The following is a 25,097-nucleotide window of genomic DNA, read 5'->3' on the forward strand; positions in this document are numbered from 1 at the left end:
ATGAGAAAGCTCGTTGCATCTTCAAGGTTCAAAATCAATATGCTGCTGATATTGATGACTGTATTCTGTTTCAGTCTCTCTGCTTTCAGATACTATATCAGTGATACAAAAGTGTTTTTGTTTCTCAACTGGAATCTTTTTCTGGCATGGATTCCTTTATTACTAAGTTCTTTCATTCTTGCTTTTAATATCAAAAGTAAAATATCAATCATCTTTATTATTATAGTCTGGATATTATTCTTCCCCAATTCACCTTACATTCTTACGGATCTTTTTCACCTCAGAGCAAGAAATGAGATCCCGATATGGTATGACCTGATTGTTATTCTTTCCTATGCCTGGACGGGCCTGATCTGTGGTTTTATAAGCCTTAATGATATTGAAAAATGCCTTTCCGAGTATGGCAAAAGAAATATCATCAATGCGGTGATTATATTTTTCCTTTTCATGAGTAGCTTTGGAGTATATCTGGGGAGGTTTTTGAGATGGAACAGCTGGGATGTGCTCAATAATCCTTTTGGTCTTTTCTCTGATATTGTGGTACGGTTTATTTATCCGATGGAATATACCAAGACATGGGGTGTCACTGTTTTGATGGGAATTATGCTCAATTTTATGTATTTCACATTTAAATGGGTTGAAACTAATAATGAAAGAGAATTGCAGCCGGAAAATAAATTATTATAGCAGGATTGGAACAGTTTTAGCATTTAATAGAGCTCACCAGAATGATATGTTGGTACATTCTTAAACTTAATTATTATGAAAAAAAGCTTATTGTTGATTCCATTGATTATTATTTCATGTAAAAAAGAACCTGCCGTGACAGCAGTTCAGGACAAGGATTCTACCATTGTAACAGAAATGCCGGATTCTGTTGTAAAAGCAGATTCTGTAGCATTGAGAAAAAGAGATTCAATCATTAACAATGCTCCGGCTACCAAAGAAGTTTTGCGTAAAGGTGTAATGAGAACTGAAAAAGAAGGTCAGATCATAAGAACAGCTGATGCCACCCAGCTTCCTTTTACTTTGGGAGAAGAATTCAAAAAAGAGGATCAGGAACTGATCTTGAAACTGACTCATTACGAACGCCCGAATATCAAAGCAAAAATTTCAACCAAAGAGAAAGAGTTCAATATCCGTTTCAATCAGATCAAACTTCCTAACGGGGACTATGATGGGCCTTTTGGAAGAGAAATCACTTATGATACTCCGGGTAAAGGTGAAGTATGGTTAATTATCGGGAAAAGTAATATGGCTTCCGGAAATACCAAAGGAAGTTTTACCATAAGTGTGGAATAAGACCAAATCAATTTGGTACAATTTCTGCAAACTAAACTTTAAAATTTAAAATTATGAAAAATATAGTTCTAACAGCAATGGCCGCCTCAGCTGTACTCGTAAGTTGCGGAACCGTACAGTCGCTGGTTCAGAATACATTTCCATACACAACGAATGTTTTAGTGTCTACAGGTGTTCCGGCAGATAAAGAAGTTTCTTCCACTGCAACGGCTACCAATGTACAGACATGGTTCGGAGGAAATAACAATGCAAAGATTAAAGACGTAAGAATTTCAGATGCAAAAATTTCTGTTGCTTCCCCTTCAGGAGGAAATCTGAGTGCATTCAAAACCGTTAAAATATATGTTTCATCCAACGGAACAGGAGAAAGATTGGTAGCATCACGTTCTAATATATCTACCAACTCTTCCAGTTTAAATCTGGATCTGAACGATACAGGTTTTCTGGATGAAATTGTAAAAAGCTCTGGATTGACCGTAAGAACAGTTTATGAACTGAAGAATCAAACCTCTTCAGACATGAACATTAAAGTAGCGCTTAATTTCAGCAGCGTTCCTACTAAATAATTCTATAAAAACTTACTATAAAAACCCTCTTTCAGTATTCTGAAAGAGGGTTTGATGTGAAGTAAAATGTATAAAAAATTTTATTAGAGTTTTGTGAATTTCTCAACAACTCTTCTTTGACCTTCATTGATATTGATGATATACTGGCCTGTTGGCAGTTGTGAAATATCAATTTTTTCATTAGGCAAAACAGAACTTTTGATCACAGTACGTCCCTGAAGGTTGATGATCTCAAAATCCAGCTTTTTATTTTCTGCACTTTGAATAGCAATAGTACTGCTGGATGGATTAGGATAAATTTTAACCTCCAGCGGAGACAATGTTTTTACAGGTGTGGCAAAGTTGCTTTCCAATTGCAGTATCGCATTTTTTACATTAGGAAGAGGTCCAATCTTCTGGCCAGTTACAGTTCCTCCCTGAGGAATTCCTGTAGAGATCAAGAGATTTTTCATCGCAGATGGTGTTAGGTTCTGACCCGTAGTCTGACGATAGAAAGACTGAATTAAAATAGCTGCAGAAGATACTACAGGTGTTGCAGAACTTGTACCACTGAAATAATTATAAGTCCTGTTGTTATCATTATCATATTTCGCATAAGATCCATAACCTGCTGCCATTACACTGCTTCCCCAGCCCTGAACATCCACTCTGTTTCCATAAGTACTGAAACTTAATTTTGAATGGGTGGTATTAGGAGATCCTGCACCTACAATAATAGCACCGCTATTTCCTCTTGCAAGATAAGTTGCATAAAACGGATCATCCAGGTTTTGATTTCCGTTACCTGCTGCTGCAATGATAATAATACCTGAATCAGTAGCTGCTTTGGTAAGATCCCAGATTACTTTATCATACTCAGCAGGGCAATACTGACCGTCTTTTCCACCAGTCTGCATTTCGTATAATATAATATCTCCGGACTGAGATGCATTAATAGATCTGCTTACCGCAGAGGCTCTATTGTATCCCACAGTGGTCCATTCCATATATCCTTTTATCTCAGAAGCGCTGTAAGCTGCTCCAGTAAGTCCTGTATTATCTTTGATAGAACCTAGAATGCTTACTACAGCAGTCCCATGGTCACGATAGTTATTATTAGCTAATCCTGCATTGGGAGAATATCCTGGCTCAAGCTGTATAGAGTTTTGGTTAGTCAGCATTTCATGAGTTTTGTAAAAACCATATTCAACATCCCTTACACGAATGTTCTGTCCGGTGATTCCTCTTGACCAAGCATATTTTGCATTGATTCCCGGATTGTCATTCAGATAGGTCTGTAAGCTTTCTAAATCAGGAGTCACCACAAAAGCATTTACCAAAGGAGGTTCAATAGGGGTTGCACTCATTACAGACACATATTCTATTTCAGGAAATCTTTCAAGACTCTGAATGATCTTTTGAGTGGTTTCTTCGTTTTGAAGAGGCAGGTCTGCCTTATAAATTCTTTTCAGTTTTTCTACAGATTCTGAGGAGTTTCCGATTGCTTTGCTGCTTCTGGCCATTTCATCAAGTTTACTGTCTGTAAAATCAAGATCATACTTGAACGAAATTTTATTTTCTCTTGAAAACCTCTCCAGATCAGCATTTCTGCTGAATGCAGTTTTTTCTGAATTAATGCCTTTTGAAAAGCATACATAGATGATTGAATTTTGGTCCTGATTCAGTTTGGGCTGGCTGTCCTGACCAAAAGCCAGGGAAGAACAGAACGCAAACAATGCGAAAAAGTTGGTTTTTGTTTTCATACAATTTTGTTAAATGGTTGTAAATCAGTTTTGATTTATATCAAAAATAATAATAAAATAAAAACAAATCACGTTTTTGTGAATTTATTTTTTATTTTATTATTCTTCCCTTATGTATAAAGACTTTCATTAATTTTTTTATAACAAACCTCACAGGTTTCAAAAGTCTGTGAGGTTTGGAAAATATACTTTGTATGGTTACAAAAAACCATCCAGAATCACTGAATGGTTTTGTTGAGGTATATAAATTTAATTTTAAAAATCATCGAACCAGTCTAATTTGTTCTTATGGTAAATCAGTTTCTTTCTATTTATAATCTGATATTCAATACCAATGCTGTCCTTGTTGATATTGATGAGTTTAGCCTCTTGGATCGGCACTCTTTTATCATCTAAATAGGTCTCATTAGAAGGCTGTGCTATTTTTTCTACAATGTTTGAATAGGGAATTCTTGAAATTTGTTTTTCGAAGATTCCTTCTTTCTGGTAAATTGTAATAAGTGGATTGTACAGTGCTCCCGGACGCCCTCTCTCCATTCTGTAAGTATCATCCAGCTGAATTCGCTGGTCACAGCCTATAGTTGAAAAATAATGGAGGATGCCAAAAAAAGGAATCATCATGGGTAAAATGCTAAGAATGATTCCTGAGATTAAAAGGCCAAAGTATACTTTAATCACTTTTTTCTTCCAAAATCTGATCATGATAAAAATAGTCATCAATAGCCAAAGCCAGTTAATTATTTTATCAATGTAATATCCGGCGAAACTATAATTGTTCAGGCTTAATACTATTCCAAACAGGAAAATTAAAGTCACTGCAAGATAAAGAATGAATGTATTTTTGTTATTCATCTCTATAATTTAGCCTTTGGTAACCGAATCCATTACAATAGTGACAGGTCCGTCGTTGATCAGGGAAACCTTCATGTCCGCTCCGAAGATTCCGCTTTCCGTCTTTAATCCGGATTGGGCTATTTCTTCTTTAAAATAATCAAAAAGAGGTATAGCTTTATCAGGTTTTGCTGCTTTTATGAAAGACGGGCGATTGCCTTTTTTATAATCTGCAATCAATGTAAATTGGCTGATACAAAGGATTTCTCCTGAAATATCCTTCACAGAAAGATTAAGTTTACCCTCCTCATCTCCAAAGATTCTTAGGTTTAAAACTTTCTGTACAAGCCAGTCTGCATCTGTTTTTTCATCATTTTCATCCACACCTACCAGCAGCATTAATCCTTTTCCGATTTCACCAACAATTTTTCCGTCTACCTTTACACTGGCTTCAGAGACTCTTTGTATAACGATCTTCATTTTATATTCTAATAGTAAACAGTTAAAGTTTTGCTTGGAGCATCATAATTGTAAGGATAGGTTTTAGGCGGTAGAGATGTTTTAGCTCCTGCCTCTGGCTGTCCCGTACTTAAGATCCATCTTGTGTTGTCCTGCGGGCAGATAATAGCAATATTGTCCTTTACTTCCAGGGTTGTATTGTTATCAGGGCATATGTGAGGAGCATTCCTGTCGTATACCTTAAATCCATTTGCTGTTCGGACAATAATCAGTCCTCTTGTTCCGGACTGCTGCTCATTCACATAAATCCAGCCGTTAATATTGTTCAAAGCATAGTAAGCAGGCAGGTTTAGATTAAGGGATACATTAATGGGAGTATTGGGGAAACAGTTCACAGTATCTTCTCTGCTTCCACAAGAGTTTATAGTTAAATTACTGAAAATCAATATACTGAAAATGGATAAGATTGAAAAAGTTTTTTTCATTTCAATTTAAATTTTTATATATTTGTAAAAATTAAACGATTACAACACGAAAACATTGTCCGGCAAATGTCGGATTATTTTTTTATACTAAAACTAAATTTTGAAAATTATGGCAAGCTATGTAACTAAGGAGGGCCTAGAGAAAATGAAAGCTGAGCTGGAACAGTTGGAAACTGTAGAGAGACCAAAAATCACTCAGCAGATCGCGGAAGCAAGAGACAAAGGTGATTTGTCAGAAAATGCAGAATACGATGCGGCTAAAGAGGCTCAAGGGATGCTTGAAATGAGAATTTCCAAGCTGAAAGACGTTATCTCTACTTCTAAAATTATAGACGAAAGCCAATTAGATACTTCAAAAGTTTCCATCTTAACAACAGTGAAACTTAAAAATAATGCTACGAAGCAAGAGCAGGTATTTACATTGGTACCGGATAACGAAAGTGACCTGAAGACAGGAAGGATTTCTGTAAACACTCCTATCGCAAAAGGTCTGTTGGGGAAAGCTATTGGCGAAACTGCCGAAATTACTTTACCGAACGGAAACAAACTGTCTTTTGAGGTATTAGACATTTCTTTATAGTCTGATACAGTTTCTATTTCTAAACTTCTAATATCTAACCCTAACCTCTGATAAAATGAGCACTATATTCACAAAGATCATCAATGGCGAGATTCCCTCTTATAAGATTGCAGAAAATGAAAACTTTATTGCATTCTTAGACGCAATGCCTTTGGTGAAAGGACATACTTTAGTAGTTCCGAAAAAAGAAGTGGATTTGATTTTTGATCTTGAAAGTGAAGAATACAAAAACCTTTGGGGATTTGCCCAAGAGGTAGCCAAGAAGATCAAAACTGCAATTCCATGTGTAAGAGTAGGAGTAGCGGTGGTAGGACTTGAAGTTCCTCATGCACACATCCATCTGATTCCTTTAAACAAGATGGAAGACATGAATTTTAGAAATGAAAGATTAAAATTAACGAACGAAGAATATACAGAGATTCAAAACTCAATTATTAATTCTTAACAACCAGAAAATCGTAAAAAAGTAATTTTTTACGATTTTCTTTAACATATACATATATATTATATCATATGAACTCAAACCAATGTTCTTTCTGTGGCAGAAAAAGAAATGAAGTACAGATGCTGATTTCTGGCCAGAATGGTTTTATTTGTGAAAATTGTATAGAGCAGGCACATGCTATTGTAAAAGATGGTGCATCCAAAACAGGATATTCACCTGCCGACAGTATGGCTGAACTTAAAAAGCCAAAAGAGATCAAAGAATTTCTTGATCAGTATGTGATAGGTCAGGATCAGGCAAAAAAACAGCTTTCCATTGCTGTATATAATCATTATAAAAGATTACTCCACGCACAGGACGAAAACAGAGAAGTGGAACTTGAAAAGTCAAACATCATCATGATAGGGGAGACGGGAACAGGTAAAACTCTTCTGGCAAAAACTATCGCCAGAGAACTGAATGTTCCTTTCTGTATCGTAGATGCTACTATTTTAACGGAAGCAGGATATGTAGGAGAGGATGTTGAAAGTATTCTGTCCAGACTTCTGATGGTAGCAGATTATGATGTGGAAAAAGCTGAAAAAGGAATTGTTTTCATTGATGAGATTGATAAGATTGCAAGAAAATCAGACAATCCAAGTATTACAAGAGATGTTTCCGGAGAAGGAGTACAGCAGGGATTATTGAAACTGCTGGAAGGAAGTATCGTCAATGTTCCGCCGCAGGGAGGTAGAAAACATCCGGATCAGAAATATATCCAGGTCAATACTCAGAATATCTTGTTTATTGCTGGTGGTGCTTTTGACGGAATTAAAGAGATTATTGAAAGAAGAATGAACAAGCAGGCGATAGGCTTCAGTTCTGAGAAAATCAATAAGACAGATGAAGACGAATATATATTAACAAATATTAATGCAATTGATCTTCGTACTTTCGGATTAATTCCGGAACTTTTAGGAAGATTTCCAATCATCACTTACCTTGATAAACTCACGAAAGAGACCTTGGTAAGAATTATGAAAGAGCCAAAAAATTCGATTGTGAATCAATTTGTGGAACTTTTCAAGATGGATGGTACAGATTTGGTAATAACAGATGGTGCAATTGAAAAAATCGTAGAGGAAACTATTGAAAAAGGATTAGGAGCAAGAGGGTTGAGAGGTACTACCGAAAAAGTTCTAGAAGACTATATGTTTTCAATAGGAGAGGACAAAGAGATCATCTTGACAGAAGATAATGTTTTGATTAATAGATAAAATATTTTTTTTTTAAGAAAAATAATAATACCTTTGCGGGTGAAGATTGTATTAACACACAAATATTTTATACAATGAGAAAAAGTTTATTTGCTATAGGTCTTTTAGCAATTAGTTATTCTGTTCAGGCGCAGATACTATGTCATGTTGACGCTAATGCTAATATGTATGTGAGCGAAGGCACCCTAGTTTATAGTGGTGGAGGTGTACAGACAAGAGGTAATGGTCTTTTGGACGTACATGGAAATATTATGGTTGTAGGATCTGCTACAGATAGTTTTAAGACAATTGATGCTGCCGGAACAGGTGATAAAACTGACGGTGGAAATATCATCTTAAGACTTAACACTCCTGCTTCTTTTGCTGCTTCCACGTATGGCCAGCTGTACATTGACGGATTATCCCAATCCAATATTACAGGTATTGTCACCAAAGAATACCGAACTACAAGTAATGGTACCGGTAATTACTTCCAACAGGTTGCTTTGCCTTTCTCTGGTAAAGCCTACAATTCATTATCTACAGAAGTTGGGAAAACTTTCAATACCGGAAGGTATGATAATCCAATTCTTAAATGGGATAATGCTAATGCTGTTTCTATTACTACTTTGAATCTAGCTCCTACCTCGACTACTTGGGATCCTTCAGGTTATTATATGCTAAAGGTTAAGAATAATGACTGGAATCCAAGTGCTCCTGCAGGTGCTGCTACGGTTTATAACATTAACGGGAAACCTTATGCACCATATGCTGCTAGTTTAACATTGCAGAATGGAGGAAAATCTAATTTAGGAACTTCCAATGTGGTGTTCGGAACTAATGGTAACGGTGTAAACCAATACAACGAGAAGTACAATACTTATCTTGATGACAGTTTTGAATTTACAACATCCCCATGGGCTGGAACATTTGGACAAAACTGGTATCAATTCGGAAACCCTTTCCTTACCAATTTAGATTTATCTAATATAGGATATACAGAAAGTATTACTGGATCTGACGGAAACGCTGTAAACAATATCTGGGGTATTGAATATGATCCAGGTACAGTTGTTACTCTTTCAAGTGGCTCTACCTATGCTACAGGTGCTAAAGTTGTTACTTTTGTACCAACAGGTGACGGTGTTGCTCCAGCTGTTGGAGACGTAGATAAGGTTGTAATCAAACCTATGCAGTCGTTTAAAATAAAGTTAAGAGACAATACAGCTCAGACTTTAAATTTTAACACACTGAGAAGATTCAAAGCTACTGCAAGAACAGCAGGTACTCCTTACGATGTAAATGCAGCTAAAATTGCTGGTAAGAACACAGTCAATACTGTGAAACAGCTTGGGGTAATTGGTCTTGATGCTAATGGTAATGAAATTTCTAGAACGTACTACGTAGTTTCTCCATCATTTACAACAGGACATCAGGTTTCTGTAGCTTCTACGGTTCAGGCTTCAGCTGGCAGCAGAATCATCGGTACTTACGAAGAATCATTAAATGGTGGGTATGATAACAATTATACAAACTATTGGTTATATATCAACGAAGCTAATGAGGGTAACTTTCAAGGTAAAAACGTTAAGTTAGTTAACTATAAACTTGATCAGGTTAAATCTTATAAGTTCGAGATCAGAGAAAATGCAGAACTTATTCCTGCTGGTGCACACCAGTTATCTTCAGGAATCGGTTTCTACTATAAAGCAGAAAATGGAAGTTTAGTTCAGGCTAAACAAGGAGATGTTGTAGCAGTAACAAATGAGGAAGCTAATTTGTATTATGGAGAACCAAGTAATATTACTTTAGGTGTAGATAAGACAGCTACTGGTATTTCCAGAACACTTGTTGTTTATGATCCATCTGTTACAAATTATATTGTGAGATTTGATCCAAAATGGAAAAAAGCAGATATTCAAGTTTATGATATGAGCGGTAAACTGGTAATCTCTAAAAAAGCGGTTGATGCATCCAGAGATTTTGTAATCGAGCTAGATGGCTCAGTTAAAAATTCATACATTGTAAAAATCGTTTCTGACAAGGGAGAAACTGTTAACACTAAAATCTTAAAATAAGCCACATGAAAACTATTAATAAACTAGTCTTAGCTCTTTTTCTTTTTGCTATAACTTTAGCAAATGCTGCACCGCCAATCCCAGGAGGGGGAGGAAATGGAGGAAACGGTACCGGAGCACCTGCACCCATTGATATGTATGTATATGTACTGGGTATCGTAGCAATAGGATTTATTGTGTACTTTACAAAAATGTACAAGAGCGTAAAAGCATAAAATTTTATTAAAATAATATTAAACTCTCTGATTAGTCAGAGAGTTTTTTTATTTTTACTCTATGAAAAAGATTTATACGCTATCTGCGGTTTTGGCCGCATTTGTTCTGCAGGCTCAATTTACAGTTACCATTCAGACTCCGGCAGACTTTAAAGATCAGGACGCTATTCTATATACACTAAACGGTTCGAAAGATATTATTGTTACTAAAGAACAGAGTAAGAATAATACATGGACTTTTAAATATCCAAACAGCTATATGGGAATGATGAAAGTCTATTTCCCGGGCTCTAATAATACCGTAAGCTTTATTTCTGAAAATAAAAATGTCAACTTTAAACTGGATATCCAGAATAATAAAGTTAAAGATGTTGCCTATCTGGATGAAGCGAATAATCTGATGAGTAAGCAGCAGGAAGGTTCACAAAAGAAAGAACTTATTTTGCCGGCTTTAGCACAGATCAAAGAATATTATAAAGACAATACAGACTTTGGAAAAGCACTGAAAATAGAGATTGACAGACTTTCCGGTGCTTCCAGCTCTATTGATGCTGCTCAACATCCATTTATTACCTATTATAACACGAATTACAGTAAATTTCTTTCTACCTCACAGGATCCTGCCAAAAAAGTAGATCAGGAGGAAATAATCAACTTTCTGGATAAATCAAATGATATGCTTGAAACCTCGTCATTATTGAGACCAGTATTAGTATCTTTTCTGAACTCTGGAGGAAATACCAATGTTGTCGCTTCAGTAGATAAACTGTTAGACCGGTTAAAAGTGGAAACTCCAAGAGGGCAGACTGTCTTATCAGAACTGATCGATATTTTTGATGTATATGAGATGGATGAGTATAAGAGCAAATATTTATCACTTGCCAAGAATCTTAAATGTACCATCAATGACAGGCTTGCTTCTACACTGAAATCGAATGCCAACATTGAAATGGGAGCGGCTTTCCCTAACTATAAGTTCCAGTCACCTGTAAATACTACTGCGAAGTCATTATACGATATAAAGGCTGATAAAAAGGTTATTGTGTTTTGGTCATCCACATGCTCACACTGTGAAAGTGAACTTCCGAAACTTCTGGAAAAATACAATGATCTGAAATCAAAAAATATTCAGGTTGTAGGACTGTCTTTAGATGTTGACAAAAATTCTTATACTAAAAAGATTGCTGCATTTCCATGGGTGAATGACTCAGAATTGAGAGGATGGAACAGCAGTTACACGGATATGTACAATATTCATGCAACTCCGACGTATTTTATTTTAGATGCTAACAATAAGATTATCAGTAAACCAGATCATGTGGGAGATGTTTTGGAATATTTTAAGTTAAAATAATTTTGGAGGTAAAGAAATATTTTCTATATTTGCACCACCAAAAAGGCGAGGTAGCTCAGTTGGTTAGAGCGCAGGATTCATAACCCTGAGGTCACGGGTTCAATTCCCGTCTTCGCTACAAACCGCCCCTTAAACAGGGCGGTTTCTTTATTTAACCCCCGAAAACATCCCCGATTATATTTTTTAGGAATAAAAAATACCTAGTAAAAGATGTTTTTAGTAAATACTTAATTCTATGGGGTTGTAGTCTTTTGCAGCAGTTTCTGCATTTCTTCTTATCATTTCAAGATCTTCCTTATTTTCAATAAACTGCTCATGAACTTGCATTCTACCTGCAACTCTATTTTTTAAAAGTTCAAATACCTTCTCTTTTGTCGTTTTTTTAGCATTAATTGCGACATTGGCAGACTTACAAGTATATTTTCTTTTCCTGAAAGAATAAAGTGAATAATGATACTCATCTTTAGAATCATATATTTCTGCAATTAGTCCAGGTAATCCATTGAATTTATATGGTCCATATTGAAAAGGAATATCAGTTGTAAACCAGGCGGTCCAAGTTCTTCCATATTTAGCTGTTTCTGCTTTTTGGCATTTAAAGCCAAGAACATTTTTAAATTCGTTTTTAGTTTTCCAAACAATACTATTGGGCTCATCGTATGAATAATCTGCATAATTAACTTCTGTAGTCACGTAAAGTTTGGCAGATGCTGTTCCGATGGTTTCTCTAAAGTCAGTCACGTATTTCATTGATTCATTAAGAGGAAGATGCACCTTTTCAAATTCTAGCGAATCTGCTATATACTTATTCATATTCTTAAAAAAGGAAGCGTCTTGATTAATCAACAGAGCGAAAGTTGTTGTTTTTTTATAGTTGCTTGATTTAGATAATTTGTAGTTGAGTTTATAATCAGCTTCATATACTACGTCAAATTTTTTCTGACAGAAAAAAAATGTTACCATTAATAAATTAATCAGCAGGATAAATTTTTTCATATAGTTTCTTATTAAAAAAGACCGTCAAACTTATGACGGTCTTGATAGTGAATTTTTTAATTTTTTTTAGTGGCTGTAAATTACAGTTACAACTGTAGACCCAGCATGCTGTGGACACGTTTCACCATTAAGATCCGTAAGATAATTGATTATCCGACATATTATTTGCTATTGTTTGGCTAACCTGAAGAACCTTTCCACAAGAAGTTCTGAATGGAAACGCGCTAACTATACCAGCAATGAATAAAGCGCCTACTAATAATGATTTTTTCATAAGTGTTTTTTTAAAGATTATTTAATAATTTAAAAACTCGCATCGAATATATTAAAATAAATCATACAATGGAAGAATTATTTTTTATGTTAAATGGCTCATTGTGAGTTACTTTTGTGTATGTAAAAAAATATATAAAAAAATACGGCTTTCCGTAATTTTAAGAAACTTTTGAGAAAGTCTTATAAAATTACATATCCCGAGAAGTTATCGCCAATTATAAGGTTTGTTATTAGCGTTTTTCTTTTCAAAGTGAGGGAGGTCTCCTTAAATGTTTTCCAGTTTCCACCCCATTCCCATCCGTTTCTGGAAGATTTTTACACATCGATACCAATCGGCAACTTTATCATTATCCGAATCTTTAGCAGTGTCCCAGCTTATAGCCTTCCCGTCCAATGATCAGTCCAATATCAACCGCAAAACCGTAATTATGAATACTTTGTCCAGTTTTAGCATTAGTCACCAATGGCGTACAGTTCGTTTTGCTCTGCAAAGGTTCTGTAACTTAATCCATTATTTCTTAATTGTATCAATTTTTGTAGTACTGTCTTCGCTACAAAAAACTGCAATCATTGATTTAATGATTGCAGTTTTTATTTTTAGAATAACTGCAAATTTATCTTTTCATTTCTTCCTAATTTTTTCATTTTTAAAAATTATCACCTCTCAGTAGAAAATTAAGGTTGTAATAAAAGAACTATGCTCATCGTATTTTATGTAAAATAAGGTATGTGTGACCAATCTAAAATACACTATATAAAAAGCCGTTTTACAGTCTGTAAAACGGCTTTTATTTTTTTATCTAAATCTTTATCATACCTGATATCCAAGCAGCTTTCTGATTTGATAGAAGAATCTTTCAATCAATCGAAGATCCTGCGTTACAATCTCTGCGCTGCCTCTAAGTTCTTTATCAAATATAAGTGTTTTATTGTAGCTTGTTTTTAATCCTTTTGGTAAAATCACATCTACATAATAATTTCCTTTATCATCAGGAATCAGAGATATATTCTGTACTTTTCCTTCGATGATACCATATTCCTGGAATCGGTAGTTGTCTAGTTTGATCAGTACTTTTTCACCCGGAATGATCTTTCCTGAGTTGGTGGTAGGAACAGACATTCTGCCCACCAACTGCTCTTTATTTTTAGGAAGAATAGAAAGGATAGGTTCACCAACCTTTACAAACTGGTTTTCGCCAAAAAACTGCTGGAAACTGGCAACGCCATCTGTAGATGATATAACAAGATAATTCAGTTCCCATTGTTTCAATGATTTTCTCAATTGTTCAAGGAGCTGTAAAGTTTGTGAAGAGTATGTAATTCTGTCTTTTTCTGTATTAATGGCAGTTCCACTTTTAGTTTTATTAAGATTGGAAATACCCTCATCCATTTGTGATATGGAGATTTTAAGATTTTCAAGATTTTGCTGGGCCTGAAGATATTTGATCTTTTCATTTTCAAGTTCCATAGCCGAAATAACTCCTTGATTGAAAAGTTCCTGAGACCTGTTGAAGTTTTTCTTAGTCAGATCATATTTTATTGATTCCAGACTTTTCTGCTGTTTTAAAGTAGCAATTCTTACGCGGTATTCAGAAATACTCTGATTGGCTGCCAGGTCTTCCGGAGCATAAGGCTGTAATCTTGTAAAAAGGGCTTCATCCTGAAATGCTTTTGCAAAACTATTGTATTCGCCCTGTAATTCTCCCAATTTGAACCTTGAAGCCTGGGCAAGAGGGAAGTTATATAAATTATCAGGAGTAATGGAGTCTACCAGTTTTTTCAGCTCTAAAATATCTTTATAGTTGGCTGCTGACTGCATTACCATCAGAACATCATTCTTTTTAACTTCCTGATGATCTTTTATGAATATTTTTTCAATTTTGGAGCTTGTCCTTGCTTCGATCTTCTCTGGAGGATTCTGCGAAGTTACAATAATAGGTGCCGGTACAAATTCCGGATATTTTATAATGTAACTCATTAAGAGAATCAGCAGGAGAATAATAAATATAACAGTATTTCCCCAGCGGATCATCCAATGAGGGGGCTGGGTAAGAATATCCTGTACGCTTTCTGAGCGGAGTTCAATATTGTCTAAAACGTCTTCTTTCATTTTTCTAAGATAAAATTTCCCCCAGTATTTCAGGGGGAATATAATTTAACCAAATGGGCAATTCCCGTCATACCACGATGGTGGTGAAGTATCTGCATCCGGTGGACAAGCAATATGGTGGATATTGCATGGCATCCAGCTGCCAAGACACCAGGAACCACAACAGTTGTTGTCCGGAATAACTACACCTCCGCTAACAAATGCCAGGTCTTTTCTCGAAAGTTTTTTGAGATTTTTCATAATTAATATTAGTTTTTGTTTTCCTACTCTATAAGCTTTTCGGATTTCGCTATATGTTTGCTAGCTTCCTAACTCAAGCTGGTTTCTTACAAGTCTGTAATATTCGCCTCTTAAATCTACAAGATCTGCATGGCTGCCCTCTTCTACAACTTTACCCTGATCCAGTACAATGATTTTATCCGCATGTCTTACCGTGGAAAGTCTGTGGGCAATAACTACTGCTGTCTTACCTTTGAAAAACTGCTCAAGATTCTCCATGATCACTTTCTCATTATTGGCATCCAATGCCGATGTTGCTTCATCAAACAAAATATATTCAGGAGATTTGTAAACGGCTCTTGCAATGAATAGTCTCTGTTTCTGACCACCGCTGACCCCAACGCCCTCATTTCCGATTTTCGTATTATAACTTAGCGGAAGACTTTCAATAAATTCTTTGATGTTGGCTATTTCTACAGCACGTCTCAGTTTTTGTTTGTCAATATGATCTTCACCTACAGCAATGTTATTGGCAATAGTATCATTGAATACATAGCCTTCCTGCATTACCACTCCGCAATGATCTCTCCAGTATCTTGGAGAAATATTCTTCATATTGGTGCTTCCGATTCTGATTTCGCCCTGGTCAGGATCATAAAATTTCATTAACAGTTTCAACAGAGTTGTTTTTCCACTTCCACTGGCTCCCACAATAGCTGTAGTCTGCTGATAAGGGATCGTAAGACTTAAATTTTCAAAAACGGGAACGTCAGAACCAATATAACGGAATGACATATCTTTGATCTCGATGTCTTTCTTTGGAATATCTGTAGCATACTGCTCATTTTTATCCTCCTCATCATCTTTATCATGAATTTCCCCTAATCTTTCAAGGGAAATCTTAGCATCCTGAGTCTGCTTGATAAAGTCGATAAGCTGAAGAAGAGGGCTGTTCAACTGTCCAATAATATATTGTACAGAAAGCATCATCCCTAAAGTAAGATTTCCGCTTAAAACCAGCTTTGCAGAAAGGAAACTTACCAGTATATCTTTCATCTGGTTGATAAAGTTCCCTCCAACGGACTGCCATTGTTCTAATGAAAGTGATTTTATTCTGATTTTAAATAGTTTTACCTGAAGAAATTCCCAGTCCCATCGCTTCTGTTTTTCAGCATTATGCATTTTAATCTCCTGCATACCGTTGATGAGCTCGATCACTTTACTTTGTTCCTGAGAGACCTGAGAGAATCTTTTGTAATCAAGTTCCTTTCTTTTTTTCAGGAAGAAACTGATCCAGCCAATATACAGTATGGCCCCAACAAGGTAAACAATGAATAATCTGTAATCATAAAACAGCAAAACAATACTGAAAATGATAAGATTTACCAGTGAGAACAAGGTATTTAATGATGAACTTGTAAGCAGCTGCTCAATTCTGTGGTGGTCATTTATTCTCTGCATGATATCTCCGGTCATTCTCGTATCAAAGAAACTTATCGGAAGCCTCATGAGCTTGATAAAGAAATCGGAGATGATGGAAATATTAATTCTTGCCGAAAGATGAAGAAGAATCCAGCTTCGTATAGTTTCAATTCCCATTCTTCCAAGAAACAGCATAATCTGTGCTAGTAAAACTACATAGATAAAGTTAATATCCTGGTTCTGGATCCCGACGTCTACAATACTCTGAGTAAGAAACGGGAATATCAGGGATAATAAACTTCCTCCCAGAAGTCCTATGGCCAGTTGGATTACGAGTGTTTTATATTTAAGGAGATATTTGGAGAGAAAAGTAAAGCTGGCTTTACTTTCTTCAGCATCAAATTCAGTCTGGAAAAATGCCGGGGTTGTTTCAAGAATCAGAACAATTCCTTCTTCGGTATTTTCGTTTGCATTTTCTCCGATCCAGGATTTGATAAATTCTTCTCTCGTATACGTAATAAGCCCATAACTGGGATCCGAAATATATACTTTATTATTTTTGTCAATTTTGTATACAACAACAAAATGGTTTTTATTCCAGTGTGCTACACAAGGGAAAGGAACCTCTTCTGTGAGGGTATTGAAATCTATTTGGACTCCCATTGATCGGAATCCGAGGTTTTCTGCTGCATCGCTTAGCCCAAGAAGGCTGCTTCCTTCACGTGTTGTTTCGGAAAGGTTACGAATCTGTTGCAGAGATATACTTTTACCATAATACTTACTTACGATCCTGAGACATGTAGGGCCGCAGTCTTTGGTATCTGGTTGCTTATAAAAAGGAAACTTTTTTTTCAAAACTACTACTCATTATAAAATGCCGTCAGCGTGTGACGACATTTACTTTAATTCAATTATATTTCAATGAAATGGTAAACCGGAAATAGTCCCATTTGTCACTGTTTTCTGCTCTTTTACACCTTATCAGATGTTATTTTTTGTTTTTCCTAAGATAGTGAAATTTTCAAATGAATGATATTTATTTACTAAATCTCATCATCTTCTATTAATTCATCAATAAAGAATAAAATATCTTCACGATCATACTTGTCAGGAAATTGGTATCCGTTAATGATAAAGATTGGGGTGAAGTTTAATCCTGCATTACTGTTTTCAGCAGACATCTCTACCAGAGGATTCAGGTTTTCCGACGTTACATTTCCTCCGGAAAGAGCATTGATTTTGCTTTCGTCCTTAGTTTCAAACCATTCTTCTACAGCGTGTAAAAACTCTTTTTCAGGCTTATTGTGGTAGATATGAGTTAAGTCTGAAATAAGCTGTGTGTATTTTTCATGAGCTCTTTCGGGACTGTAATTGAATCTCATCTGTAAAGAGATATTATCAGGGTATTTTTCCAAAAGGCCTTCTGCCAGTTTATGAGCATCCTTACAGAAACCACAATATGGATTGGATACGATAGAAATACGAAGTTTAGCATCTCTTTTCCCAACAGCAAAAGTTTCAGTATCCTGGAATTCGATTTTTGGATTCTGTTCCATTTGGTTTTTGAACAGTTCATAATTTCTTTTGAATCTAAGGTTTTTCGCATTTGATTTTTGAAGAGCTTCTTTTTGTTCAAGAAGAGTATTGAAATAAATAACAGCAGAGAATACGAGAGCCCATAAAATGACAGTCAATAAAAGTGTTCCGATACTGAAAGAAAGGTTCTCAAAAAATAAACTGCTTACTGCTATTTGTGCTGCAAGGATTGAAATAATCAAAAGACAAACTCTACAAAACGTTTTTTCTACAAAAGCCTGAATGTATAGAGAATACCCTATTGCAAGTACAGAAACAAAGGTAAATCCTTTTACAATATAAGCTGTAGCCGGTAAAAATAACCCCAGCACAGCAAGTCCTGCAAAATAGATCAGGGAAAAGTCTGCAAATTTTAAACCTAAAATACTGGTCTTATCCTGCTTTATAATTTTATCACATGAGTTGGCTGTCTGGCTGGCAGCAGCTCCTCCGCCTCCACATATACTTCCGATTACGGTAGATGTATTCCCGAATTTCTGGTTAAAGATTTCAAGTGAAATATATACTCCAGCCAAAGAAAGAAGATTGAATAGGGCTTCATAAATAGTTTGGCTTATAAACGAATAGGCGAGAACAGCAGCAAAAATTAAATAAAGAACCGGCTTGAAATTGAAGGTTAACTTATTTTCTGCATTTTCCGTCTTTTCAAACAACAGTACAAAATCAGTTGATTTGGTATAAAGCTCTTCTTTACCGAAGGTTTTTGCTTTTTCTGAGTATACTGAATAATTGTTTCCTGACTTTTTTACGAGAGAAAATGAATTTTCAACAATAGCAATAAATTCTTCCGGAAGTTCGTCCCAATATTCTTTGTCAAGCTCATAAGCGTCATTTTTCACTCCCATAAAGTTAAGTGTATCACTGAAAGCCAGTGCAGATGGATAATTGGGATGTGAGTTGAACTGGAAAATGAATTCCTGTTTATCGAGTTTTAGATGGTTAATTAGTCTGTCAAAAATCATGTTAATATTTTTATCTAAAATACACAGATGTTTTAAATATACAAAAATTTTTTTCTTTTATTAGTGAGATATAAACGACTGTTGGTAGATTAGATTTGACTTTCAATATTTTATTTCACAAAATTGGGTTCCAAATTCAATTCTGAAATATGATATTCTAATATACCCTATGGTTTTAGAGTAGATTGATTAATGGTATTATTTGATAAGATAAGACCTTTAGAATATGGGATTTTTCAAATGAATTGGTCTTAAGATAGGTAAGACCCGGTTCCCGCAGGCAGGTATTTTTAAATTTTTCATGGTTATCGTTTACATTAAATTTCACCTGCGGGAATCAAATGGAGCCTTGCTTTGTAACAAAGTATGCTGCCTTTTTACCTGGAGCAAAGATTAACGATGACGATGCCTGGAAACCCATTGAAATAAAATGGTATAATGACAGTTATCTGGAAATTCCTGTTTTGAAAAAAGGAACAAATTAGAATAATAAAGGCTATTGTTTTTTGATCAAAAATCTTGAAATTTTTGGAATATAAATATTAGATATATACCATAAAATGCAGAGGATAACTCCATTTTTTAAAACGATGAAAACAGGGTGAAAACCGAATGTTTTTTATTTAAACAAATGTTTGATTTTGTAAATATTTAATAGGTTATACGGGGTTTAACGATGTTTTTTGTATGAAATAATACTTTTGATTATGATCTGTAAGGGTGGGGTGTAAACTCAAAAAAACTTAAAAAATCATAAAGTTTTCATAAAGTTTTAAAAAAGGATATAAATGTTTTTGTATTTATAAAATATGTCGTACTTTTACATCGCCTTGAATGAGGGAACAAGTCAAGGTAATAAATTTTTTTTCATCATTTGTGTTTTTAGAATCGTATCGCCTGATACGATTCTTTTTTTATTTATTTTTCATAGTTTAAGAGAAGATCTATAAAGTAAGAATAGGTGACAGAACCTTCCTGCTGGTTGCTTTTCAGAAAGAGGTTGTTGGTGTATCCAAAAAAATCATCCAGCCAGCCCTGATGACTGAGAACAAAATTCTTTTCATACATACGGTCTCTTTTCATAGCAGAAGAATATTGATGAAGAATATTCTTGACGAACTCCGGATCTTCTTCCACAATGAACCTTAAAAGGCTTTTTAAAGTAAAAAACTCAGTACTGTATCTCAACTCAAGATTACTGGAATGAATGCCTATTAAATACCCCACAAAATTAGCCTCCTGTTCTCTGGCAAAGCCCAGCTGATGGGAACTTTCATGCGCCGTTGTGAAAGGGATGAATGTGGAAGGTAATTCAGCATTGTATTGAGCTTCAGCAGTAAAAGGATTGTAATATCCCAAAATGCCTGTAAAGCTCATTACATTTTTGAATAAACTGGGTTTAATATCCAAAATCTGTGGTGCATTTTTATCTGAGATATAAGAAGGTAATTTTGCCTGTTGATGCAGAATTTCCTGCTGTATAGAATTGAGGTTTGTAATGATGAATACCCCTTTACTGTCTTCCCGGACAGCCTGCCTGGTTATCTTACATTTTTCAAGGTAAGAAAGAGCAAGTTTTTTGGCCTTTTCCACATCCGGTTCTTTCTGGCTTGAAAGTTTCTTGATGATAGGAGTCTGGAAATACAACATTCCCCAAAAGATCTGATAGATAAAGTAAATAATATTGATGATGATCAGAATTCTGAGCATAGAATCATGTCTTCGTTGTTTCCTGAATATACTGATGCAATAATATAAAAGGACAGCACCTGATACGATATAAATAAGATCTCCCATAGAAAATGGAATCCAGCTGAACAATGCCTGATGCGTCCCTTTTTGAAGTTCAAAAAAGCTTTCAAAAAACGAGATCATCACTTCTGATTTTGAGCAAACATAAAACAAAAGAAATTGGGCAAGTAATATACCTGCCCAAAACCTTTTCTTTTTATATATTGTTTTCGTTATATTAATGACCATTACCTTTAGATATTTTATCAAGATCAATGCCCTGGGCTTTTAGAATCCCACTTACACGGATCGCATAGAATGCAAGATAAGCAAAACAAATAACCCCTACGATATAACTGAAATGAATATTCGTAATATCTGCAATATACCCCTGTATAAAGCTTACGATACCTCCACCCATAATCATCATAATAAGATATCCGGAACCCTGATTGGTGTGTTTTCCAAGTCCATTAATGGCAAGGGCAAAAATACATGGCCATAAAGTAGAGCAGAAAAGACCTACGCTTGTAAATGCATAGACAGACACCATTCCTGTAGTGAACATCCCTATTAGTAAAGCTGCAATACCAGCCAAGGAGAAGATTAAAAGCATTCTTGCAGGATTTCCCTTACTTAAGATATCGCAGATAATCATAGCAATAATAATGAACCCATATACATAGAAAGGAGACAGATCATGCTTTGCAATAGCATTTACAAATAAAAATACACCAAATGCAAGATAAGGAGCTAAGAATCTTAAGATCTTTTTAAATCCGGCATTCACATCAAATGCTTCTACAGCACCTGTCCAACGGCCGATCATCAAGGATGCCCAGTATAAAGAGATATAAGGGGCTACATCTTTTGTTTCAAAGCCTAAGTTTTTTTCCATATAAGCCGGAAGATTACTGGCTGTAGAAACTTCTACTCCTACATACACGAAGATCGCGATCATTCCCATCACCAATTGAGGATACTGAAATGCTGATTTTCTGTGCTCTCCCGGAGTTGAATCATCTGTGTTTTCAGTATTCGTTGGAGTTACAGCAGGAAGAGAAGAAAATTTAAGCATTAAAGCTACAAGAGCAAAAGCTGCTCCCAATATCAGATAAGGTACTTTTACACTTTCTATACTTGCTTCCGTGTTGCCTGCGCTTGCAGAACCAAAAATGGCAAATGCAACAATAAGCGGACCTATTGTAGTTCCTAAGTTATTGATTCCCCCAGCCATTGTTAACCTCTGAGATCCTGTTTCTGTTGGGCCCACCTCAATAGCAAGCGGATTGGCAACAATCTGCTGAAGAGAGAAGCCTAAGCCTACAATAAATAATCCGGAGATCATTAAAGGGAAAGAATGCATATTGGCAGCCGGGTAAAACAATAGGGTTCCCATTGCGGAAATAAGAAGCCCCACAATAAGGCCGTTTTTGTACCCGATTTTATTGATCAAATCCTGTTTCAGGCTCTTTGATACAATCATATAAATTAAAGAACCTACAGTATACGCTACATAAAAGCATATCTGTACCAGCATACTTTCAGTTTGAGATAGATTGAAGGCTTTTTGAAAAACGGGGATCAGAATATCATTACTGGCTGCTACAAATCCCCAAAAGAAGAATACAGTAACCAATGGAATGAATTGGGCCCAATTGGTTTGTTTAGAATAATTTGACATATTTATTATAGATTTCACAAACAAATATAGCTATTTACTTTCAACGGAATACCTGATTAAGGTTTTTTTTATTTCTTCATAAGCCTCTGCCTTTAAGTCTTTTGGCGAATCGGTAGGCTCAATGATTCCATTGAAATACACCTTTACTCTTCCGGGATAGCCTTTTGAGTTTTCAAAAGGGAACATTTCCTTGAGTCCGATAAAGGTGTAAACAGCGATAGGAGAGTTATGTTTTGAGGACAGCATAAATGCTCCGTCCTTAAAATCATCCAGAATTATAGAAGTGTCGTCCGGTACGCCGCCTTCAGGAAAAATAGCAATACTGTTACCTTCCTCCATTTTCTCGGCGCACCTGCGGTATACATCAGCACGGCTTCTTGCACTTGCCCTGTCTACCATTACACATATCCTTTTATATATAGTTCCGAAAATAGGAATTTTTACCAATTCTTTCTTCCCTACAAAACATATCGGATGGTCTGGAAAGACAATGCAGGTAAGCATAATATCCATGATAGATGTATGATTAGAGATGAAAACATAAGGAATACTTTTGTCTTTCTCCTGTTCCGAAAGTTTAATGAGATCATATCTGAAACCCATTCCGTAAAACATTCCGAAACACCAGAGTCTGACAAGTTTATAGCCGTACTTATAATGCTTTTTGTTAAAGGATAAAATATAGACCGGGATCCCAATAATAACTGTCAGAAAAAATGCTAACAGCAACAGCCAGAATCTCCAGAGATAATTTAAAATTTTTGTCACAGTCTAACCGTTAAAAATTACTTTCTTTTTTACCGAATAATTCAGAATGGAAACCAGCAATATTGCTGCAATTTTGCTGATCATTTCCGGGCTCAAGGTATAAAAAAATAAATTGATATTATCTTTAAATATGAAACTGTAGAAGATCTGGAAAAAACCTAGACTGAGTAACGTTGAAAAAAAGGAGACCACCATAAAATAAACAAACTCTTTTTTCTTTGAGTGCTTTCCTCTTTCAAACACAAACCAGATACTCAGGAAATAATTGGTAATAATCCCGCAGCTCGTAGAAAAAATGTTGCTTAAAGGATAATGTATACCATGGAAGTTGATTTCCTTTGCAAAGAAATGTGGAAGATAAGTGCTGAAAATCTTAAAGCTGCCTATTTCTACAACGGCACTCAGTCCTCCTGCAATGATGAAGAAAAGAACCTGTTTCTGGCGTAAGAGTATTTCTTTCATGTAATGAATATAAAACTAAATATATAAGTACATATTGTATGAAGACTGAAATGATTATACCTCAGAATATAAAGGTCTTACTGTATTCCGGCTGTTAATAACCGTTTTAGAATGCCAATAATACCAAACCTTCACAATATGGATATGCAAATTTATAACTATATGTTAAACACTGAAAAAAGTTGTTAAAATATTTTTTTTAATAAAAATTATTTCTAATTTTAATATTCAGAATGATGTAATAATGACCTGATAATAAATTCATTTTCAACTTCTTGTGTTGATGGTTTTTTCTATCTTGTAGTGCGCGATTAAGAGCATATACCCCTACATTTTATGACCCAATTATTAATAATATTTGTATGAAAAGTCAAAACAAATACAGAAAATTCCAGCTTCAACAGAAAAATATTGAGGCTCTTGAGAAAGAAAATTCCCGCTTCAAAAGAGTGTATTCAGAATATGAAAATATGTCAGATGAACTGTGGAATCTTGAAAACTCCAAAGGAGAACCAGTGCCTGATGATTTTATCAATGCAATGGTATTACAGGCTTCTTATCTGGAAGATGAAATAGAAGATTGGCTATTGCAATTCAACGAAAAAAAGACACAGATTAAACATTAATGATTTTAGACAGCTTCCAGGTTGTTTATAAACGCTAATTGAAGATAAATTCATAATTTAGCACCCTTAAATTAAAATCTAAAATATGGTTGCTATTGTAGATAGTGGTTCTACTAAATCGGATTGGGTAATACTTGATGACTTTAAGAAAGTTTTTCTGAAAACAGAAACAATCGGTTTCAATCCGAATTTTATTAACAGAGAACTTATCGCTCCTGAGATACAGAAAAATAGCAATCTGGTGTCGGTTAAAAATTCAATTACCAAGGTCTTTTTTTATGGTTCCGGATGCGGTGTGAAAAAAAACTGTGAAACCATAGAAGAAGAACTCACGAAAGTTTTTGGAAAAGCAGAAATTATTGTAAAGGAAGATCTGATGGCGGCAGCATATGCAGCATACAGCGGAAAACCGGCTATCGTGTGTATTCTTGGCACAGGATCAAATTCCTGTTTTTTTGACGGTGAAAATCTGAAGATAGAATTACCTTCACTGGGATTCCTGATTGGGGATGAAGGAAGCGGCAGTGCTATCGGAAAGCAATTGGTACGCAGATATTTCATGAAAAAACTACCTTCAGACCTTCACACAGAATTTGAAGCAAACTATCAGCTTACCGTAGAAGATGCATTGAAAAATATGTATCATACTCCAAGACCAAATGCATATTTGGCAAACTTTACCAAATTTGTAATCGAAAGAAAAGATCATCCTTATTTCAGAGATATGGTGTTTGAAGAAATGAAAAGCTTCTTTGAATATCAGGTTCTTCCTTATGAGGAAGCAAAAGATGCCGAGATCAATTTCATCGGCTCTATTGCTTATTATTATGAAAATATACTACGTTCTGTAGCTACAGAACTTAATTTAAATGTGGGACATGTTGTGCAGAAACCAATTGAAAGCTTAGTAGATTACCACATTAAATATATACTTTAACAAAAAACAAAATTTT

25 protein-coding genes and 1 tRNA gene are annotated in these 25,097 nt (G+C 35.2%); 13 read left to right on the forward strand and 13 right to left on the reverse strand.

Annotation, left to right across the window (positions count from 1 at the left end; all coding sequences use genetic code 11):
* The 3 genes from KIK00_RS18525 to KIK00_RS18535 all read left to right on the forward strand — a co-directional run bounded on the left by KIK00_RS18525 (position 1) and on the right by KIK00_RS18535 (position 1,868).
* The gene (locus KIK00_RS18525; protein WP_255813796.1) at positions 1 to 687 is read left to right on the forward strand and encodes a DUF1361 domain-containing protein; all 687 of its coding nucleotides are present in this window, start codon (positions 1 to 3) and stop codon (positions 685 to 687) included.
* A gap of 75 nt (positions 688 to 762) precedes the next feature.
* Complete coding sequence (locus KIK00_RS18530) at positions 763 to 1,302, forward strand: hypothetical protein (protein ID WP_255813797.1); 540 nt, start codon at positions 763 to 765, stop codon at positions 1,300 to 1,302.
* Positions 1,303 to 1,355: 53 nt separating this feature from the next.
* Complete coding sequence (locus KIK00_RS18535; protein ID WP_255813798.1) at positions 1,356 to 1,868, forward strand: hypothetical protein; 513 nt, start codon at positions 1,356 to 1,358, stop codon at positions 1,866 to 1,868.
* Between the two features lie 83 nt (positions 1,869 to 1,951).
* Here KIK00_RS18535 and KIK00_RS18540 read toward each other — a convergent pair whose 3' ends face one another.
* The 4 genes from KIK00_RS18540 to KIK00_RS18555 all read right to left on the reverse strand — a co-directional run bounded on the left by KIK00_RS18540 (position 1,952) and on the right by KIK00_RS18555 (position 5,385).
* On the reverse strand, positions 1,952 to 3,610 hold the full coding sequence (locus tag KIK00_RS18540) for a S8/S53 family peptidase (protein WP_255813799.1): 1,659 nt from the start codon (positions 3,608 to 3,610) through the stop codon (positions 1,952 to 1,954).
* 255 nt (positions 3,611 to 3,865) lie between these two features.
* A complete protein-coding gene (locus tag KIK00_RS18545) occupies positions 3,866 to 4,462 on the reverse strand; it encodes a hypothetical protein (RefSeq protein ID WP_255813800.1) in 597 nt (198 codons plus the stop codon).
* A gap of 9 nt (positions 4,463 to 4,471) precedes the next feature.
* Positions 4,472 to 4,921: a D-aminoacyl-tRNA deacylase gene (gene dtd / locus KIK00_RS18550; RefSeq protein ID WP_047383040.1), complete on the reverse strand. Its 450-nt coding sequence runs from the start codon at positions 4,919 to 4,921 to the stop codon at positions 4,472 to 4,474.
* A gap of 8 nt (positions 4,922 to 4,929) precedes the next feature.
* On the reverse strand, positions 4,930 to 5,385 hold the full coding sequence (locus KIK00_RS18555; protein WP_255813802.1) for a hypothetical protein: 456 nt from the start codon (positions 5,383 to 5,385) through the stop codon (positions 4,930 to 4,932).
* Positions 5,386 to 5,494: 109 nt separating this feature from the next.
* Between KIK00_RS18555 and greA the strand changes: the two genes are divergently transcribed.
* The 7 genes from greA (at position 5,495) to KIK00_RS18590 (ending at position 11,410) form a co-directional block, all read left to right on the forward strand.
* A complete protein-coding gene (greA, locus tag KIK00_RS18560; RefSeq protein ID WP_047373880.1) occupies positions 5,495 to 5,965 on the forward strand; it encodes a transcription elongation factor GreA in 471 nt (156 codons plus the stop codon).
* A 55-nt stretch (positions 5,966 to 6,020) separates the two neighbouring features.
* Positions 6,021 to 6,410, forward strand: a complete 390-nt coding sequence (locus KIK00_RS18565; protein WP_002981730.1) for an HIT family protein — start codon at positions 6,021 to 6,023, stop codon at positions 6,408 to 6,410.
* 68 nt (positions 6,411 to 6,478) lie between these two features.
* A complete protein-coding gene (gene clpX / locus KIK00_RS18570) occupies positions 6,479 to 7,666 on the forward strand; it encodes an ATP-dependent Clp protease ATP-binding subunit ClpX (RefSeq protein WP_047373877.1) in 1,188 nt (395 codons plus the stop codon).
* 74 nt (positions 7,667 to 7,740) lie between these two features.
* Complete coding sequence (locus tag KIK00_RS18575; protein WP_255813803.1) at positions 7,741 to 9,723, forward strand: T9SS type A sorting domain-containing protein; 1,983 nt, start codon at positions 7,741 to 7,743, stop codon at positions 9,721 to 9,723.
* Positions 9,724 to 9,728: 5 nt separating this feature from the next.
* A complete protein-coding gene (locus KIK00_RS18580) occupies positions 9,729 to 9,938 on the forward strand; it encodes a signal peptidase (RefSeq protein WP_255813804.1) in 210 nt (69 codons plus the stop codon).
* 61 nt (positions 9,939 to 9,999) lie between these two features.
* A complete protein-coding gene (locus KIK00_RS18585; RefSeq protein WP_255813805.1) occupies positions 10,000 to 11,292 on the forward strand; it encodes a TlpA disulfide reductase family protein in 1,293 nt (430 codons plus the stop codon).
* 44 nt (positions 11,293 to 11,336) lie between these two features.
* A tRNA-Met gene (locus tag KIK00_RS18590) sits at positions 11,337 to 11,410 on the forward strand.
* 98 nt (positions 11,411 to 11,508) lie between these two features.
* On the opposite strand, the gene KIK00_RS18595 is transcribed toward KIK00_RS18590, so the two are convergent.
* From KIK00_RS18595 to KIK00_RS18615, 5 genes are all read right to left on the reverse strand, one after another.
* Positions 11,509 to 12,288 (reverse strand): GLPGLI family protein, encoded by a 780-nt coding sequence (locus tag KIK00_RS18595; protein WP_255813806.1) that lies wholly within the window; start codon positions 12,286 to 12,288, stop codon positions 11,509 to 11,511.
* 1,087 nt (positions 12,289 to 13,375) lie between these two features.
* Positions 13,376 to 14,674, reverse strand: a complete 1,299-nt coding sequence (locus KIK00_RS18600) for an HlyD family secretion protein (protein ID WP_255813808.1) — start codon at positions 14,672 to 14,674, stop codon at positions 13,376 to 13,378.
* A 45-nt stretch (positions 14,675 to 14,719) separates the two neighbouring features.
* Entirely contained in the window at positions 14,720 to 14,914 is a 195-nt protein-coding gene (locus KIK00_RS18605) for a hypothetical protein (RefSeq protein ID WP_255813809.1), read from the reverse strand.
* A gap of 60 nt (positions 14,915 to 14,974) precedes the next feature.
* Positions 14,975 to 17,170: a peptidase domain-containing ABC transporter gene (locus KIK00_RS18610; protein ID WP_255813810.1), complete on the reverse strand. Its 2,196-nt coding sequence runs from the start codon at positions 17,168 to 17,170 to the stop codon at positions 14,975 to 14,977.
* Between the two features lie 188 nt (positions 17,171 to 17,358).
* Entirely contained in the window at positions 17,359 to 18,873 is a 1,515-nt protein-coding gene (locus KIK00_RS18615) for a thioredoxin domain-containing protein (protein ID WP_255813811.1), read from the reverse strand.
* Positions 18,874 to 19,214: 341 nt separating this feature from the next.
* Here KIK00_RS18615 and KIK00_RS18620 point away from each other — a divergent pair, with 341 nt between their 5' ends.
* Entirely contained in the window at positions 19,215 to 19,358 is a 144-nt protein-coding gene (locus KIK00_RS18620) for a hypothetical protein (protein ID WP_255813812.1), read from the forward strand.
* Positions 19,359 to 19,791: 433 nt separating this feature from the next.
* On the opposite strand, the gene KIK00_RS18625 is transcribed toward KIK00_RS18620, so the two are convergent.
* The 4 genes from KIK00_RS18625 to KIK00_RS18640 all read right to left on the reverse strand — a co-directional run bounded on the left by KIK00_RS18625 (position 19,792) and on the right by KIK00_RS18640 (position 23,518).
* Entirely contained in the window at positions 19,792 to 20,748 is a 957-nt protein-coding gene (locus KIK00_RS18625) for a DUF3810 domain-containing protein (RefSeq protein ID WP_370647715.1), read from the reverse strand.
* Positions 20,749 to 20,842: 94 nt separating this feature from the next.
* Complete coding sequence (locus tag KIK00_RS18630; RefSeq protein WP_255813813.1) at positions 20,843 to 22,288, reverse strand: MFS transporter; 1,446 nt, start codon at positions 22,286 to 22,288, stop codon at positions 20,843 to 20,845.
* Positions 22,289 to 22,318: 30 nt separating this feature from the next.
* Entirely contained in the window at positions 22,319 to 23,056 is a 738-nt protein-coding gene (locus tag KIK00_RS18635; protein ID WP_255813814.1) for a 1-acyl-sn-glycerol-3-phosphate acyltransferase, read from the reverse strand.
* 3 nt (positions 23,057 to 23,059) lie between these two features.
* The gene (locus tag KIK00_RS18640; RefSeq protein ID WP_255813815.1) at positions 23,060 to 23,518 is read right to left on the reverse strand and encodes a GtrA family protein; all 459 of its coding nucleotides are present in this window, start codon (positions 23,516 to 23,518) and stop codon (positions 23,060 to 23,062) included.
* A gap of 362 nt (positions 23,519 to 23,880) precedes the next feature.
* Here KIK00_RS18640 and KIK00_RS18645 point away from each other — a divergent pair, with 362 nt between their 5' ends.
* Positions 23,881 to 24,144, forward strand: a complete 264-nt coding sequence (locus KIK00_RS18645) for a hypothetical protein (protein WP_255813816.1) — start codon at positions 23,881 to 23,883, stop codon at positions 24,142 to 24,144.
* Between the two features lie 85 nt (positions 24,145 to 24,229).
* Complete coding sequence (locus KIK00_RS18650) at positions 24,230 to 25,081, forward strand: ATPase (protein ID WP_255813817.1); 852 nt, start codon at positions 24,230 to 24,232, stop codon at positions 25,079 to 25,081.
* Positions 25,082 to 25,097 lie beyond the last annotated feature (16 nt).

It is taken from the genome of Chryseobacterium sp. MA9, from assembly GCF_024399315.1.
Classification (GTDB): Bacteria; Bacteroidota; Bacteroidia; order Flavobacteriales; family Weeksellaceae; genus Chryseobacterium.